The following is a 13,427-nucleotide window of genomic DNA, read 5'->3' as shown; positions in this document are numbered from 1 at the left end:
CCTGAACACATGAGCGACAACCTTCCCCCGTGCCCGCAGTGCTCCAGTGAGTACACGTATGAGATGAACGCCCTCATGGTCTGCCCCGAGTGCGCCCACGAGTGGGTGCCCGGCGGCGCCGACCAGGCCGGCGCGCCGGCCGGCGAGCGCGTGATCAAGGACGCCGTCGGCAACGTGCTGAGCGACGGCGACACCGTGACGGTGGTCAAGGCGCTGAAGGTCAAGGGCAGCGTCTCCGGTATCAAGGCCGGCACCAAGGTCCGCAACATCCGCCTGGTGGACGGTGTCGACGGGCACGACATCGACTGCCGCATCGAGGGCTTCGGTGCCATGCAGCTCAAGTCCGGCGTGGTCAAGAAGGCCTGATCCGCGGGCCTCCAACGGCCGCGCCCCGTCGAGGAGATCGGCGGGGCGCGGCCGTTGCGCTGTCCAGGGCCGGTCGGGGGTGGAGTCGCCTCCCGGATTAGTTGTAGCATCACAATGATTACAACAACACAACTAACTCTGGAGCGTTCGTCATGCCCGATGCCGCTCGACCGCGGCCCTGGCTCGTGCTCGCCATCTGCTGCATGAGCCTGCTGATCGTCAGCCTCGACAACACCATCCTGAACGTGGCCCTGCCCGCCGTCCGGCGCGACCTGGACACCACGGTGTCCGGCCTGCAGTGGACGGTCGACGCCTACACCCTGGTGCTGGCGAGCCTGCTGATGCTCTCCGGCTCGACCGCCGACCGGATCGGCCGCCGCCGGGTGTTCCGGATCGGACTGGTGGTGTTCACCGCGGCCTCCCTGCTGTGCAGCCTGGCCCCCGGGCTCGGCTGGCTGATCGCCGCGCGGATGCTCCAGGCGGTCGGCGGATCGATGCTCAACCCCGTCGCCATGTCGATCATCAGCAACACCTTCACCGACTCCCGGCAGCGCGCCCGGGCGATCGGCGTCTGGAGCGGCGTGGTGGGCATCAGCATGGCCGCCGGGCCGATCATCGGCGGGGCGCTGGTGGAGTCGGCCGGCTGGCGGGCGATCTTCTGGATCAACGTCCCGATCGGCCTGGCCGCCCTCTTCCTCACCACCCGCTACGTGCCGGAGTCGCGGGCGGCCCGCACCCGCCGGGTGGACCCGGTCGGCCAGCTGCTGGTCGTCGTGGTGCTCGCCGCCCTCACCTACGCGATCATCGAGTCGCCGGAGCGCGGCTGGACCTCGCCCGTGGTGCTCGGCTGCACGGCGGCCTCCCTCGGCGCGCTGCTGGGCCTGCTGCGGTACGAACCCCGGCGCACCGACCCGCTGATCGATCTGCGGTTCTTCCGCTCCGCGCCCTTCTCCGGCGCCACCGTCATCGCGGTCGCCGCCTTCGCCGGCCTCGGCGGCTTCCTCTTCCTCACCTCCCTGTACCTCCAGGACGTCCGCGGGCTCGACCCGCTGCACGCCGGACTCTTCATGCTGCCGATGGCGGTCATGTCGCTGCTCACCGCGCCGCTGTCCGGCCGGATGGTGGCCGCCCGGGGGCCGCGCACGCCGCTGCTGCTGGCCGGGGCGGCGCTGACCGCGAGCGCCGTGCTCCAGGCGGTCGGCTACTCCGAGCACCTGCCGAGCTGGCTGCTGGTCCTCGCCTTCCTGCTCTTCGGTACCGGCTTCGGCCTGGTCAACGCGCCCATCACCAACACCGCCGTCTCCGGGATGCCCCGCTCGCAGGCCGGCGTGGCGGCGGCGGTGGCCTCCACCAGCCGACAGGTCGGCCAGTCCCTGGGCGTCGCGGTCACCGGCGCCCTGATGGCCGGCAGCGCCCTCGCGAACCCGGCGGCCTTCACCGGGGCGGCCCGGACGGCATGGTGGATCATCGCCGGCTGCGGCGTCGCCGTGCTGGTCACCGGTACGCTCACTTCCGGCCGCTGGGCCCGGGCGACGGCCGAGCGCACGGCGCGGCGGCTCGCCGCCGAGGAGTCGGCCGAGGGAAGCACGGAGACGAAGGAGACGGTGGACGCCTGATGGAGCGCCTCGACACCGGTGGGCACCCGGAGGGGAGCGGGACGGACGCCGCGACGGCGGCCCGGGTCTGGCAGGGGATGTACGCGCTCGTGCTGGAGCGCCACGACCGCCGCAGGACCGTCGCCGAAGCCCTCGGCATGAGCTTCAGCCGGGTCAGGGCGCTGCGCCGGCTCGCCGCCGGCCCGATCACCCTGCGGGAGCTGGCCGAGCGGCTGACCGCCGACCCGCCGTACACCAGCGTCATCGTGGACGACCTGGTGCGGCGCGGGCTCGCCGAGCGCATCACCAACCCGGCGGACCGGCGCTCCAAGCTGGTCCACCTCACCGAGGAGGGCGAGGCGAAGGCCGCGCTCGCCACCGGGATCCTCGCCACGCCGCCGGACGCGCTGCTCGCGCTGCCGCCGGAGGACCTCCGCGCGCTCGACCGGGTGGTGGCGAAGCTCCTGGACTGAGGCCGCCGCCCGATGCGGCGGGCCGTGACAGGCCGGTGCTCCGGCGAGGACGCCGGGCGGGACTTCTCCGCCATCATCACCATGCTGAGGGAGAGCGGCGCGTGAGTGCGCGCCGACCGCGTGCCGGCCGTCCGTCAGGCGTCGGAGCCGCCGTCCGAGCGTCGCAGCAGGTAGGTGTCCATGATCCAGCCCTTGCGCTCCCGGGCCCGCTCACGCAGCTCGCGGATGCGCGGGGCGGCCTCGGCGAGCGGACCGGAGACGAGCACCTCGTCGGGGGTGCCGAGGTAGGCGCCGTAGTGGATCTCCAGCCCCTCGGGGTCGATCCCGGCGAAGGCGGCCCGGCCGTCGAGCATCACCACCACGTCGTCCACCCCCTCGGGGAACCCCTCGGCGAGGCGGCGGCCGGTGGTGATCTGCACCGGCCGGCCGACCCGCGTCAGCGTGGTGCGGTGCCGGGCGGCGAGCGCGGAGACGCTGCTGATGCCCGGGATCACCTCGTACGCGAAGGGCACGCCGCCCCGGTTCGACACGTCGTCCACCACGGCGATGACGCTGTCGTAGAGGGCGGGGTCGCCCCAGACCAGGAAGGCGCCGTTCTCGCCCGGGCCGAGGTGCTCGGCGACCAGCCGTTCGACCAGATCGGCGCGGCGGACGCGCCAGTCGTCCACGGCGGCCGCGTACGCCGGGGTGGCGCGGTCCCGTTCGGCGTCCGGCGCCGCGACCACGCGGTGCCCGGGCCGTCCGTGGTCGGCCAGCATCCGGCGGCGCAGCCCGATCAGGTCCTGCCGTTCCTCGCTCTTGTCGAGGATGAAGAAGACGTCGGTGCGACCGATCGCCTTGACCGCCTGCAGGGTGAGGTGGTCGGGGTCGCCCGCGCCGATGCCGATGACGAAGATGTGCCGCATGGGAGCCATTCTGCCGCCCGCTCCCGGGTGCGCCGCCCGCTCCCGGGTGCGCCGCCCGGGAGCGGGCGCGGAGCCCGCGTCTCAGCACGCGGACGCCTTGCGAGATTTCCGCCTCGACGCCGACGGTTTGCCCCTAAGCTGGCGGTGCAGCTGGTTCGCCCTGTCCGCCAGGCAGGGTGTCGTAAGAGGGAACCCGGTGACGCCTTTCAACTGGCCAGTCCGGGACTGCCCCGCAGCGGTGAGTGGGAACGACCGCCGTCATACGCACTGGACCCGGGACGGGTCTGGGAAGCGACGGCCAGTAGGTGTCCGCCCCGGTTTCGGCCGAGGTGGGTGTGCCCGCGAGTCCGAAGACCTGCCACTGCCCGTGCGCGAGCGTTCGCGCCCGGCCATCCGGTGACCTCGTGGGCGGGTCGGCGACCATATCGGGCGGAGCCGCGCACGGGTGCGGTCGTCGGTCCGGTCCGTCATCCCTTCGCGTCCTCGTGCCGTCACCGGGCACTTGAGGATCCAGACTCGCGAAGGAGAGTCCCTTGACCACGAAGTCCGCAGCCGCGGCGAGCGTCGCCACCGCCCACGGCTACCCCCGCCAGGGCCGGGGCCGTGAATTGAAGAAGGCGATCGAGGGGTACTGGAACGGCGCGGTAGCGGCCGAGGCGCTGCTGGCGACCGCCGCCGACCTGCGTCGGACGAACTGGCAGCAGCTCGCCGACTCCGGCGTCGAAGAGGTGCCGACCGGCGACTTCTCGCTCTACGACCACGTGCTGGACACCACCGTGGCGGTCGGTGCGATCCCGCCGCGGCACCGGGAGGCGGTCGACACCGACCCGCTGGACGGGTACTTCGCGATGGCGCGCGGCAACCAGGACGTCGCCCCGTTGGAGATGACCAAGTGGTTCGACACCAACTACCACTACCTGGTGCCGGAGTTGGGCCCGGACACGGTGTTCGCCGCGAACCCGGCCAAGGCGGTCGGCGAGCTGCGCGAGGCGCTGCTGCTCGGCCACGCCGCCCGGCCGGTGCTGGTCGGCCCGGTGACCTACCTGCTGCTCGCCAAGCCGGCGCCCGGGGTGACCGCCGACTTCCAGCCGATCACCCTGCTGGACCGGCTGCTGCCCGTCTACGCCCGGCTGCTGGCCGAGTTGCGTGCCGCCGGCGCCGCGTGGGTGCAGCTGGACGAGCCCGCGCTGGTGCAGGACCGCACCCCGGCCGAGCTGAACGCGGCCGCCCGCGCCTACCGCGAGCTGGGCGGTCTCACCGAGCGGCCCAAGCTGCTGGTCGCGAGCTACTTCGACCGGCTCGGCGAGGCGCTGCCGGTGCTGGCCAAGGCCCCGGTCGAGGGCCTGGCGCTGGACTTCACCGGCCCGGCCGCCGCCAACCTGGAGGACCTCGCCGCCGCCGGCGGCCTGCCCGGCAAGCGGCTGGTGGCGGGGGTGATCGACGGGCGCAACATCTGGATCAACGACCTGGAGAAGTCGCTGGCGACCCTGGCGACCCTGCTGGGCCTCGCCGGCACCGTCGACGTGGCGCCGTCCTGCTCGCTGCTGCATGTGCCGATCGACGCCGCCGCGGAGCGCGACATCGACCCGCAGATCGCCCGCTGGCTGGCCTTCGCCCGGCAGAAGGCCGGCGAGGCGGCACTGCTCGCCCGGGGCCTGCGCGAGGGCACCGGCGCGATCACCGCCGAGCTCGCCGCCAACCGCGCCGGCCTCGCCTCCCGCGCCAACTCCCCGATCACCCGCGACCCGGCGGTGCGCGCCCGCGCCGCCGCCGTCACCGTCGACGACACCCGGCGCGCCCAGCCCTACCCCGTACGGGCCGAGGCCCAGCACGCCCGGCTCGGGCTGCCGCTGCTGCCGACCACCACCATCGGCTCCTTCCCGCAGACCACCGAACTGCGCACCGCCCGCGCCGATCTGACGGCAGGTCGGATCGACGCCCCGGCCTACCGGGAGCGGATGGAGGCGGAGGTCCGCGAGGTCGTCGCCTACCAGGAGAAAGCCGGGCTGGACGTCCTGGTGCACGGCGAGCCCGAGCGCAATGACATGGTCCAGTACTTCGCCGAGCAGCTCACCGGCTACCTCGCCACCCGGCACGGCTGGGTCCAGTCGTACGGCACCCGGTACGTGCGCCCGCCGGTGCTGGCCGGGGACATCTCCCGTCCGCATCCGATGACCACCGACTGGTTCGGCTACGCGCAGGGCCTGACCGACCGCCCGGTCAAGGGCATGCTGACCGGCCCGGTCACCATGCTCGCCTGGTCCTTCGTCCGCGACGACCAGCCGCTCGCCGACACCGCCCGGCAGGTGGCCCTCGCCCTGCGCGAGGAGGTCGTCGACCTGGAGGCGGTCGGCGCCGCCGTCGTGCAGGTCGACGAGCCGGCGCTGCGCGAGACCCTCCCGCTGCGGGCCGCCGCCCGCCCGGCGTACCTGGCGTGGGCCACCGAGGCCTTCCGCCTCGCCACCTCCGGTGTCCGCGCGGACACCCAGATCCACACCCACATGTGCTACGCCGAGTTCGGCGCGATCATGACGGCGATCGACGAACTCGACGCGGACGTGATCTCGTTGGAGGCCACCCGTTCCCACATGGAGGTGGCCGGCGAGCTGGCCGGGGCGGGCTATCCGCGCGAGGTCGGCCCCGGCGTCTGGGACATCCACTCCCCGCGCGTCCCCAGCACCGACGAGGCCGTCTCGTTGTTGCGCGCGGGCCTGGCGGCGATCCCGGCGGAGCGGCTCTGGGTCAATCCGGACTGCGGGCTGAAGACCCGCGGCTGGCCGGAGACCCGGGCCTCGCTGGAGAGCCTGGTCGCCGCGGCCCGCCTGCTGCGCGAGGAACTCGCCGGCTGACGGCGGCCGGGGTGGGCGCGGCAGCCTTGCCGCGCCCACCCCGGTCCCGGCCATCGTGCCGCTCGCGGGCCTCCTGCCCGGTGATCGGCTAGGCGACCCAGCCGGAGGTGAGGCCCTGGACGGCCGAGCCGTCGAGGTCCTTGAGCTTGACCCCGGCGAAGGCCCGGGCGGCGTCGGAGGTGAGCATCCGGAAGGCGGGTCGTTCGGCGGCGAGCAGGTCGAGGATCCCGGCGGCCACGTCCTCGGGCGCCTGGGCGTTGGCGAAGGCGCCGCGGGTGCGGTCCAGGTAGGCGGCCAGGGCCGGGGCGTACGGCCCGGCCTGTTCGGTCGCGTCGTCCGTCAGGCCCACGTTGCCGACGAACTCGCTGGCCACCGCGCCCGGCTCGACGACGCTGACGGACACACCGGCGGTGGCCGCGACCGGGGCGAGGGACTCCATGTAGCCCTCGACCGCGAACTTGGCGGCGCAGTAGGCCTCGTTGAAGGGCTGGCCGACCACGCCGCCGACGCTGGTCACGGTCAGCACGCGGCCCTTGCTCGCCCGCAGCAGGGGCAGGGCGGCCTTCGTGACGTGCAGCACCCCGAAGAAGTTGACCTCCATGACGGCGCGGACGTCGTCGACGCTCTCCTGCTCCAGGGTGCCGATGTGGCCGGCGCCGGCGTTGTTGACCAGCGCGTCCAGCCGGTCGACGCCGGCCAGGCAGGCTTCGACCGACGCGGGGTCGGTGACGTCGAGCGTCCGGAGGTCGACGGTGACCCCGGCTTCCTCGGCGGCCGCCAGCAGCGGGCCGGCCTTGGCGGTGTTGCGCATGGTGGCGATGACGTGCCAGCCGGCGCGGGCGGCGGCGGCGACGGCGGTGGCCAGGCCGATGCCGGAGGAGGTGCCGGTGATCAGGACGGTCCGGTCGCTCATCTCGCTGGACTCCCAGTGCTTATGGATCATAACCAATATGATTCATAACTATGTGGGCTGACATTTCACTTTGTCAAGCACCTGGATAGTCTGGTGGTCATGTCCCACCCATCGGATGACCTCACCCAGGAGATCGTCGGACTCTTCGCGGCCGTCAACCGCCGCTACGGCCGGGAGTCCGAGGCGGCCGCGGCGGCCCACGACCTGACCGCGCTGCAGGCCAAGGCGCTGCTCGCCGCCGAGGTTCCGGTCCCGACGCGCCGGATCGCCGAGCGGCTGCACGCGGAGCCGTCCAATGTGACGGTGATCGTCGACCGCCTGGAGTCCCGCGGCCTGGTCGAGCGCAGCGTCGACCCCGCCGACCGTCGCGTCAAGCACGTCGCCGCCACCGCCGCCGGCCGCGAGGTCGCCGCGGATCTGCGCGCCCGCATGCCCTTCGCCGGCGACCCGCTGGCCCGGCTCGACACCGAGCAGCGCGGGTCGCTGCGCGAACTCCTGCGGCTGGTCCTGGAGGCATGACGGCGGACCCCCGGGCAGCTGCCCGGGGGTCCGTTGTCCACAACGCGTCGCCGCCGGCCCGCGCCGCCGGTGGGAACCGCCGGAAGGGCCGTCACCGCATTCGCTGCGACGGCGGCCCTTCGGAATGCTCGGGGGGGGGTAATTCCCCGGCCGGGGCGGCTACTTCGCGCCGAAGGCCTTCTCGATGTCCTCGACGACCTTCTCCGCCGCGATCGGGCCGGAGCTGCTGCTCCACACCTGGCCGTCGACGCCCATGAGCTGGTTGGTGCCGACGGCCTTGAGGCGGGTGAACGCCTCCTGCTTGCGGGCGGTCTCCAGGGCCTTCTCGCCCTCGGCGTTCAGGGTGGCGACGAACACCCGGTCGGCGTCGGCCTTGTTGAGGTTCTCCAGGGACAGCGGGTCCGAGTGGGGCTGGGCGCCCAGGCCGTCGGCGATCGGCATGGTGCCGGCGCCGGCCTTCTTCAGCAGGTCGCCGGGCATGTTGGTGGTGTTCATCACGATCGGCCCGTTGGGCATCCAGCGCATCACGACGGCGCTGCCGGTCCTGCCCTCGCCGGCCTTGGCGGCGCGCTTGTCCAGCGCGTCCAGCTTGGCGGTCAGGTCGTCCTTGCGGCCGAGGGCGTCGCCGTACACGGCGAGCACCGAGCGCCAGTCGCCGGCCTTGGGGACGATGGTCGGCGCCACCGCGGAGAGCTTCTCGTACTGGGACTTCTCGATGCCCGAGGAGGCCAGGATGAGGTCGGGGCCGGCCTTGAGGATGGCCTCGATGTTGGGCTCCTTGACTGTGGCGACCAGCGGGACGGCGTCGGCCTTCAGGTAGGCGGGGGCGGTGGTGCCGCCGCGGCTGGCGCTGGTGCCCACCGGGGTGACGCCGAGCGAGAGGGCGGTGTCCAGCGAGGTGTCGTTGAGGGCGACGACCTTCTTGGCCTCGGCCGGGACCTCCACGGCGCCGAAGGCGGTGTCGATGCTGCGCTTGCCGCCCTTGGCGGCGGTGGAGGAGGAGTCGGAGCCACCCGCGGAGCTGCCGGAACCCGAGGAGCCGCACGCGGTCAGGCCCAGGGCGAGGGCGCCGACGACGGCCGTTCCGAGCAGGGTCTTGGTAAAGCGGGTGCCAAGCATGGGTGTTCTCCGAGGAATGGTAGTTTACGGACGAACCGTTTTTCTGAGGTTAGCCTAACCATACGTAAGGCCCTGACGGGGAGGCCCGGTGTGACATTCCGATCACTCCTGCTGCGCGGACTGCTGCCCGCCGGCGCGATACTGCTGCTCGCCGTGCTGGCGAGCCTGCTGCTCGGCGCGGGAGACGTGGGGCCGTCACGGGCGTTCGCCACCCTGCTCGGTGACGGCGACTCCGACTCCCGGTTCACCGTCTTCCACCTGCGCGTCCCGCGGACCGCCGTGGCCCTCGCGGTCGGGCTCGCGCTCGGCGTGGCCGGCACCGTGCTGCAGGCCGCCGCCCGCAACCCGCTGGCCGAGCCCGGCCTGCTCGGCGTCAGCACCGGCGCCTCCTTCGCCGTCGTGATCGCGATCGTGCTCGGCGCCAGCGCCGCGAGCGTCGGCCCGTACGTCGCCGTGCTGGGCGCCGCCGCCGGCTGCCTGCTGGCGCTCGGCGCGGCCCGGCTGCGCGGCGCCGGCGACGACCCCGTCCGCCTGGTGCTCGCCGGCGCGGCGCTGAGCGGACTGATGAACGCCGGCTCCTCCGTCCTGCTGCTGTCCGACGCCCGGGCCGCCGACGAGATCCGGTTCTGGACCATCGGCTCGGTCGCCGGCCGCGGCACCGACCAACTGCTGGCCGTACTGCCGGTGCTGCTGCTCGGTCTGGTCCTGGCCCTGCTCTCCGGCCCGGCGCTGACCGCGCTCAGCCTCGGCGACGACGTCGCCACCGGCCTCGGCCACAAGCCCCGCCGGGCCCGCGCCCTCGCGGTGACCGCCGTCGCCCTGCTGGTCGGCGCCGCCACCGCGATCGCCGGACCGGTCTCCTTCGTCGGCCTGGTGGTGCCCTTCGCCGCCCGGGCCCTGGTCGGCCCGGACCTGCGCCGGCTGCTCGTGGTCTCCGCCCTGCTGGGGCCCGCCGTCGTGCTGCTCGCCGACGTGGCCTCCCGGCTGGTGGCCCGCCCGTACGAGATGCCGCTCGGCGTGATGACCGCCCTGTGCGGCGCCCCCGTCCTGGTCGCCGTCGTCCGCTCGCACAGAATGCCCGCGCTGTGACCTCCACCGTGAAGACCGCGAAAGCCGCCGCCGCGAAGAACGCCGCGAGCCCCGACACGCCATCGGCCGCGACCCGGCCGCCGACCCCGCCAGGCACCCGGCTGCTCGCCCTCGGCGGCCGCTCGGTGCTCGTCCCGGTCCGGCCGCTGCTCGGCGGCGCCGCCCTGCTGCTCGTCCTGGTCGCGGTGACCGCCGTCTGCCTGGCCGTCGGTGAGACGAACCTCGACCCGGTGACCGCCCTGCGCGCCGCCTTCGGTGACGGCACCGCACGCGACGTGCTGCTGGTGGAGAAACTGCGGCTGCCCCGCGCCGAGGCCGCACTGGCCGTCGGCGCCGCCCTCGGCGTCGCGGGCTGCCTGATGCAGACCCTCGCCCAGAACCGGCTGGCCACCCCGGACACCGTCGGCTTCAACGAGGGCGCCACCGCCTTCGCCGTCGCCTCCGTCACCGGCGTCGCCACCCAGCTGCTGCCCTCCGCCGCCGCCCTGGTGGGCGCCGCCACCGCCGCCTCGCTCGCCTTCGCCCTCGGTGGCGGGGCCGGCCGCAACGGCTACCGCTTCCTGGTCGTCGGCCTCGGCATCGGCGCGGTCTTCGGAGCGGTGACCAACCTGATGCTCTCCCGCGCCGCCATCGACGCCGCCAACTCCGCGTACGCCTGGACGGTCGGCACCCTCAACAGTCGGGACGCCGACGCCGTCGGTCTGCTCCTGCTCGGCCTGCTGGTCTGCCTGCCCGCCGCCGTGCTGCTCGGCCGCCGGCTGTCGCTGCTGCGCTTCTCCGACGCCGTCGCCACCGGGCTGGGCGTCCGGGTGCGCGGCCTGCGGGTCGGCGTCCTGGTGGTCGCCGTGGTCTGCGCGGGCCTGGCGGTGGCCGTCGCCGGACCGCTCGGCATGATCGCGCTCGCCGCGCCCGAGGCCGCCCGCCGGATCGCCGGACCGCGCTGCGTCCCGGTGCTCACCTCGGCCGCCGCCGGAGCCGCCTTCACCCTGCTCGCCGACCTGCTCGGCCGCACCGTCCTGTCGCCGATCGAGGTCCCGGCCGGCCTGGTCACCGCCGTCGTGGGCGGCCCGTACCTGCTCTGGCTGCTGCTCACCACCCGTCCCCGGAGGACCGCATGACCGCCCGCACCGCGACCAGCGCGACCGCCGCGACCGCCGCGACCGCCGCGACCACCGTGCCCGACGCGACCACCGCGCCCGACGGGACCGCCGCCGGAGCGCCCCGGCTGGCGACCAGCGCGCTCAGCCTCGGCCACGACCGCACCATCGTGGTCCGCGAGCTCGACCTCGAACTGCCGCGGCAGCAGGTCACTGTCATCGTCGGCCCGAACGGCTGCGGCAAGTCCACCCTGCTCGGCGGCCTCGCCCGGACCATCGCCCCGCGCTCCGGCGCCGTGCTGCTCGACGGCAAGCCGCTGACCTCGCTGTCCACCCGCGCGATCGCCCGGATCATCGGCCTGCTGCCGCAGTCCGCCACCGCCCCGGACGGGCTGACCGTCCGTGACCTGGTCCGCTACGGCCGCCAGCCGCACCAGGGCCTGCTGCGGCAGTGGTCCGCCGCCGACGCCGAGGCGGTCGAGCACGCGCTCACCGCCGCCGACCTGCACGAGCTGGCCGACCGTCCGCTGGACACCCTCTCCGGCGGCCAGCGCCAGCGCGCCTGGATCGCCATGGCCGTCGCCCAGGACACCGACATCCTGATGCTCGACGAACCCACCTCGGCGCTGGACATGGGCCACGCCCTGGAGGTGCTGGAGATGGTGCGCGGCCTGACGACCGGGCGCGGCCGCACCGTCGTCCTCGTCCTGCACGACCTCAGCACCGCCTGCCGCTACGCCGACCACATGGTGGCCATGCGCGACGGCGAGGTGGCCGCCCAGGGCGCGCCGCGCGACATCGTCACCCCGGAGCTGGTGCGCGAGCTGTACGGGGTGGAGAGCGTGATCCTCACCGACCCGGTGCACGGCACCCCGGTGGTCTGCCCGGTCGGCCTCGCCCCCCGGGCCCGCTGACTCCGGGCCCGCCGGCTCGGCTCCGCTGGCTCCGGGCCTGGGTGCCGCCGGGCCGGTCAGCCGGTGCTGCCGGCCAGACCCGGCAGCACCCGGGCGCCCGGCAGCTTCGCCAGCGCCCACCCGGGCAGGATGAGCTTGCCCCGCCGCCGCCCGCTGCCGACCAGCACCCACGGGGCCGCGGCCACCGCCTCGTCGATCAGCAGCGGCCAGTCGCCGGGCAGGCCGACGGGGGTGATTCCGCCGTACTCCATGCCGGTCAGCTCGACCGCGGTGTCCATCGGCGCGAAGGACGCCTTGCGCGCCCCCAGGTGGGTGCGCACCGCCTTGTTCACGTCCACCCGGGTGGTGGCCAGGGCCAGGCACGCGGCCAGGGTCACCTCCCCGGCGCGCTTGGCGGCCACCACCACACAGTTCGCCGAGAGCTCCGGCGGGGTGTCGTAGGCCGCGCAGAACACGGCGGTGTCCGCCTTCAGCGGATCGCTGTCCACGTAGAGCACCGAGGCGGCGGCCTCCTGGTCGTCCCAGTTCTTCAGCGCGTCGGCGACGGGCGCGGCGAGCTCCGCGCCGGCCTCCAGCGCGGCCACGGCGGAGGCGAAGTTCCCGAAGGGCGGGCGTACGGACTCACTCATGGCACCGGACTGTAGCGCGCCCGGGCCGGCTCCCGGTCAGCCGTACGGGACGACCGCGACCGGGCAGTGCACGTGGTGGATCGCGGCGTGCGCCACCGGGCCGAGGTGGTGGTGGCGCAGCGGCATCCGCCGGACGCGGCGGCCGACGACCAGCAGCCGGGCCGTCGCGGCGGCGTCCACCAGGTCGACGGCGGGCTTGCCGCGGATCAGGTCGGTGGTCACCGTCACCTCGGGGTGCCGGGCCCGCCAGGGGTCCAGGGCCCCGTCGAGCCCGCTGCGCTCGACGGCGGAGACCTCGCCCTCCAGACCGCCGATCGCCCCGTAGGACATGTACTCGCTGCCGGCCGGCGGGGACCAGACGTGGAGGACGCGCAGCGGCGCCGAGCGCAGGGCGGCGGCCTCGAAGGCGAAGGCCAGCACCTCGTCCGCCGGGTGCGCCAGGTCGAGGCCGACCGTCACCGCGCCGTCCGGTTCGTCCCCGCCGACCCGGATCAGCACCACCGGGCAGTCCGCCCGGCGCAGCACCTCCTGGCTCACCGAGCCGACCAGGAAGCCGCGCAGGGTGCCCAGCCCGCGCGAGCCGAGCACCAGCAGGGCGGCCCCGCGCGCGGCCGCCTCCAGCGCCTCGACGGGATCGGCGGCCACGGAGGTGGCGGCGACCTCCACCTCCGGCGCGAGCGTGCGCAACTCGCTCTCCCGCTCGGCGAGTTGTGCCAGCGCGGGGTGGTCGCCGGGTCTGCTCCCGGGGGCGATCTGCTTCGGCCGGGGCCAGGCCTGGAGGACGTCCAGGCGCAGGCCGCGGCGCTGCGCCTCATGGGCGGCCCAGGCGGCGGCGGCCAGGCTCTCGGGTGAGCCGTCGAATCCGACGACGACGGGTCCGGTCACGGCGTGCTCCTCGGTTCCGGTGCGGTCCCAGCCTCCGGAGGTTTCGGTGCGGCCAGTATCCGTGCCGACCCGGA

At 74.4% G+C, this 13,427-nt stretch carries 13 protein-coding genes and 1 riboswitch; of the genes, 8 read left to right on the top strand and 5 right to left on the bottom strand.

The window, feature by feature from the left end; genetic code table 11:
- Positions 1–9: 9 nt before the first annotated feature.
- From ACFVVA_RS07365 to ACFVVA_RS07355, 3 genes are all read left to right on the top strand, one after another.
- Positions 10–366: a zinc ribbon domain-containing protein YjdM gene (locus tag ACFVVA_RS07365; RefSeq protein ID WP_387686568.1), complete on the top strand. Its 357-nt coding sequence runs from the start codon at positions 10–12 to the stop codon at positions 364–366.
- Positions 367–518: 152 nt separating this feature from the next.
- Positions 519–1,982 (top strand): MFS transporter, encoded by a 1,464-nt coding sequence (locus ACFVVA_RS07360; protein ID WP_387686566.1) that lies wholly within the window; start codon positions 519–521, stop codon positions 1,980–1,982.
- Positions 1,982–2,434, top strand: coding sequence for a MarR family transcriptional regulator (locus ACFVVA_RS07355; protein WP_359898326.1), 453 nt, complete (start codon positions 1,982–1,984; stop codon positions 2,432–2,434). The genes ACFVVA_RS07360 and ACFVVA_RS07355 overlap by 1 nt, the downstream gene beginning before the upstream one ends.
- Before the next feature lie 134 nt (positions 2,435–2,568).
- Here the strand turns inward: ACFVVA_RS07355 and cobF are convergent, their stop codons facing one another.
- Positions 2,569–3,339: a precorrin-6A synthase (deacetylating) gene (gene cobF, locus ACFVVA_RS07350; RefSeq protein ID WP_387686563.1), complete on the bottom strand. Its 771-nt coding sequence runs from the start codon at positions 3,337–3,339 to the stop codon at positions 2,569–2,571.
- Between the two features lie 134 nt (positions 3,340–3,473).
- A riboswitch (cobalamin riboswitch) is annotated at positions 3,474–3,717 on the top strand.
- A 155-nt stretch (positions 3,718–3,872) separates the two neighbouring features.
- Here cobF and metE point away from each other — a divergent pair.
- Positions 3,873–6,188 carry a 5-methyltetrahydropteroyltriglutamate--homocysteine S-methyltransferase gene (metE, locus tag ACFVVA_RS07345; RefSeq protein ID WP_387686560.1) on the top strand — a complete coding sequence of 772 codons (2,316 nt, stop codon included), beginning with the start codon at positions 3,873–3,875 and terminating at the stop codon, positions 6,186–6,188.
- Between the two features lie 88 nt (positions 6,189–6,276).
- Here metE and ACFVVA_RS07340 read toward each other — a convergent pair whose 3' ends face one another.
- Positions 6,277–7,131, bottom strand: a complete 855-nt coding sequence (locus ACFVVA_RS07340; protein ID WP_387686557.1) for an SDR family oxidoreductase — start codon at positions 7,129–7,131, stop codon at positions 6,277–6,279.
- A 69-nt stretch (positions 7,132–7,200) separates the two neighbouring features.
- Between ACFVVA_RS07340 and ACFVVA_RS07335 the strand changes: the two genes are divergently transcribed.
- On the top strand, positions 7,201–7,620 hold the full coding sequence (locus tag ACFVVA_RS07335; RefSeq protein WP_387686555.1) for a MarR family winged helix-turn-helix transcriptional regulator: 420 nt from the start codon (positions 7,201–7,203) through the stop codon (positions 7,618–7,620).
- A gap of 159 nt (positions 7,621–7,779) precedes the next feature.
- Here the strand turns inward: ACFVVA_RS07335 and ACFVVA_RS07330 are convergent, their stop codons facing one another.
- A complete protein-coding gene (locus ACFVVA_RS07330; RefSeq protein ID WP_387686552.1) occupies positions 7,780–8,739 on the bottom strand; it encodes an ABC transporter substrate-binding protein in 960 nt (319 codons plus the stop codon).
- Between the two features lie 90 nt (positions 8,740–8,829).
- Between ACFVVA_RS07330 and ACFVVA_RS07325 the strand changes: the two genes are divergently transcribed.
- Genes ACFVVA_RS07325 through ACFVVA_RS07315 form a run of 3 tightly spaced genes read left to right on the top strand, consistent with a single transcriptional unit; the run spans position 8,830 to position 11,839 of the window.
- The gene (locus ACFVVA_RS07325) at positions 8,830–9,828 is read left to right on the top strand and encodes an iron ABC transporter permease (RefSeq protein WP_359898319.1); all 999 of its coding nucleotides are present in this window, start codon (positions 8,830–8,832) and stop codon (positions 9,826–9,828) included.
- The gene (locus tag ACFVVA_RS07320) at positions 9,825–10,946 is read left to right on the top strand and encodes a FecCD family ABC transporter permease (RefSeq protein WP_387686549.1); all 1,122 of its coding nucleotides are present in this window, start codon (positions 9,825–9,827) and stop codon (positions 10,944–10,946) included. Before ACFVVA_RS07325 ends, ACFVVA_RS07320 begins: the two co-directional genes overlap by 4 nt.
- A complete protein-coding gene (locus ACFVVA_RS07315; protein WP_387686547.1) occupies positions 10,943–11,839 on the top strand; it encodes an ABC transporter ATP-binding protein in 897 nt (298 codons plus the stop codon). Before ACFVVA_RS07320 ends, ACFVVA_RS07315 begins: the two co-directional genes overlap by 4 nt.
- Before the next feature lie 56 nt (positions 11,840–11,895).
- On the opposite strand, the gene ACFVVA_RS07310 is transcribed toward ACFVVA_RS07315, so the two are convergent.
- Entirely contained in the window at positions 11,896–12,468 is a 573-nt protein-coding gene (locus tag ACFVVA_RS07310) for a YbaK/EbsC family protein (RefSeq protein ID WP_387686545.1), read from the bottom strand.
- 36 nt (positions 12,469–12,504) lie between these two features.
- Positions 12,505–13,353 carry a universal stress protein gene (locus ACFVVA_RS07305; protein WP_387686543.1) on the bottom strand — a complete coding sequence of 283 codons (849 nt, stop codon included), beginning with the start codon at positions 13,351–13,353 and terminating at the stop codon, positions 12,505–12,507.
- Positions 13,354–13,427 lie beyond the last annotated feature (74 nt).

The organism is Kitasatospora sp. NPDC058048, assembly GCF_042885555.1.
In the GTDB taxonomy this organism is placed as follows: Bacteria; Actinomycetota; Actinomycetes; order Streptomycetales; family Streptomycetaceae; genus Kitasatospora; species Kitasatospora lactacystinica.
Note: the sequence above shows the minus strand (reverse complement) of the source record. Positions and strands in the feature narration are given on the sequence as shown.

Coding starts and splice junctions, on each gene's coding strand:
- ACFVVA_RS07365 (WP_387686568.1), top strand. CDS start 10: ATGAGCGACAACCTTCCCCCGTGCCCGCAGTGCTCCAGTGAGTACACG.
- ACFVVA_RS07315 (WP_387686547.1), top strand. CDS start 10,943: ATGACCGCCCGCACCGCGACCAGCGCGACCGCCGCGACCGCCGCGACC.
- ACFVVA_RS07360 (WP_387686566.1), top strand. CDS start 519: ATGCCCGATGCCGCTCGACCGCGGCCCTGGCTCGTGCTCGCCATCTGC.
- ACFVVA_RS07330 (WP_387686552.1), bottom strand. CDS start 8,739: ATGCTTGGCACCCGCTTTACCAAGACCCTGCTCGGAACGGCCGTCGTC.
- cobF (WP_387686563.1), bottom strand. CDS start 3,339: ATGCGGCACATCTTCGTCATCGGCATCGGCGCGGGCGACCCCGACCAC.
- ACFVVA_RS07355 (WP_359898326.1), top strand. CDS start 1,982: ATGGAGCGCCTCGACACCGGTGGGCACCCGGAGGGGAGCGGGACGGAC.
- ACFVVA_RS07340 (WP_387686557.1), bottom strand. CDS start 7,131: ATGATCCATAAGCACTGGGAGTCCAGCGAGATGAGCGACCGGACCGTC.
- ACFVVA_RS07335 (WP_387686555.1), top strand. CDS start 7,201: ATGTCCCACCCATCGGATGACCTCACCCAGGAGATCGTCGGACTCTTC.
- ACFVVA_RS07310 (WP_387686545.1), bottom strand. CDS start 12,468: ATGAGTGAGTCCGTACGCCCGCCCTTCGGGAACTTCGCCTCCGCCGTG.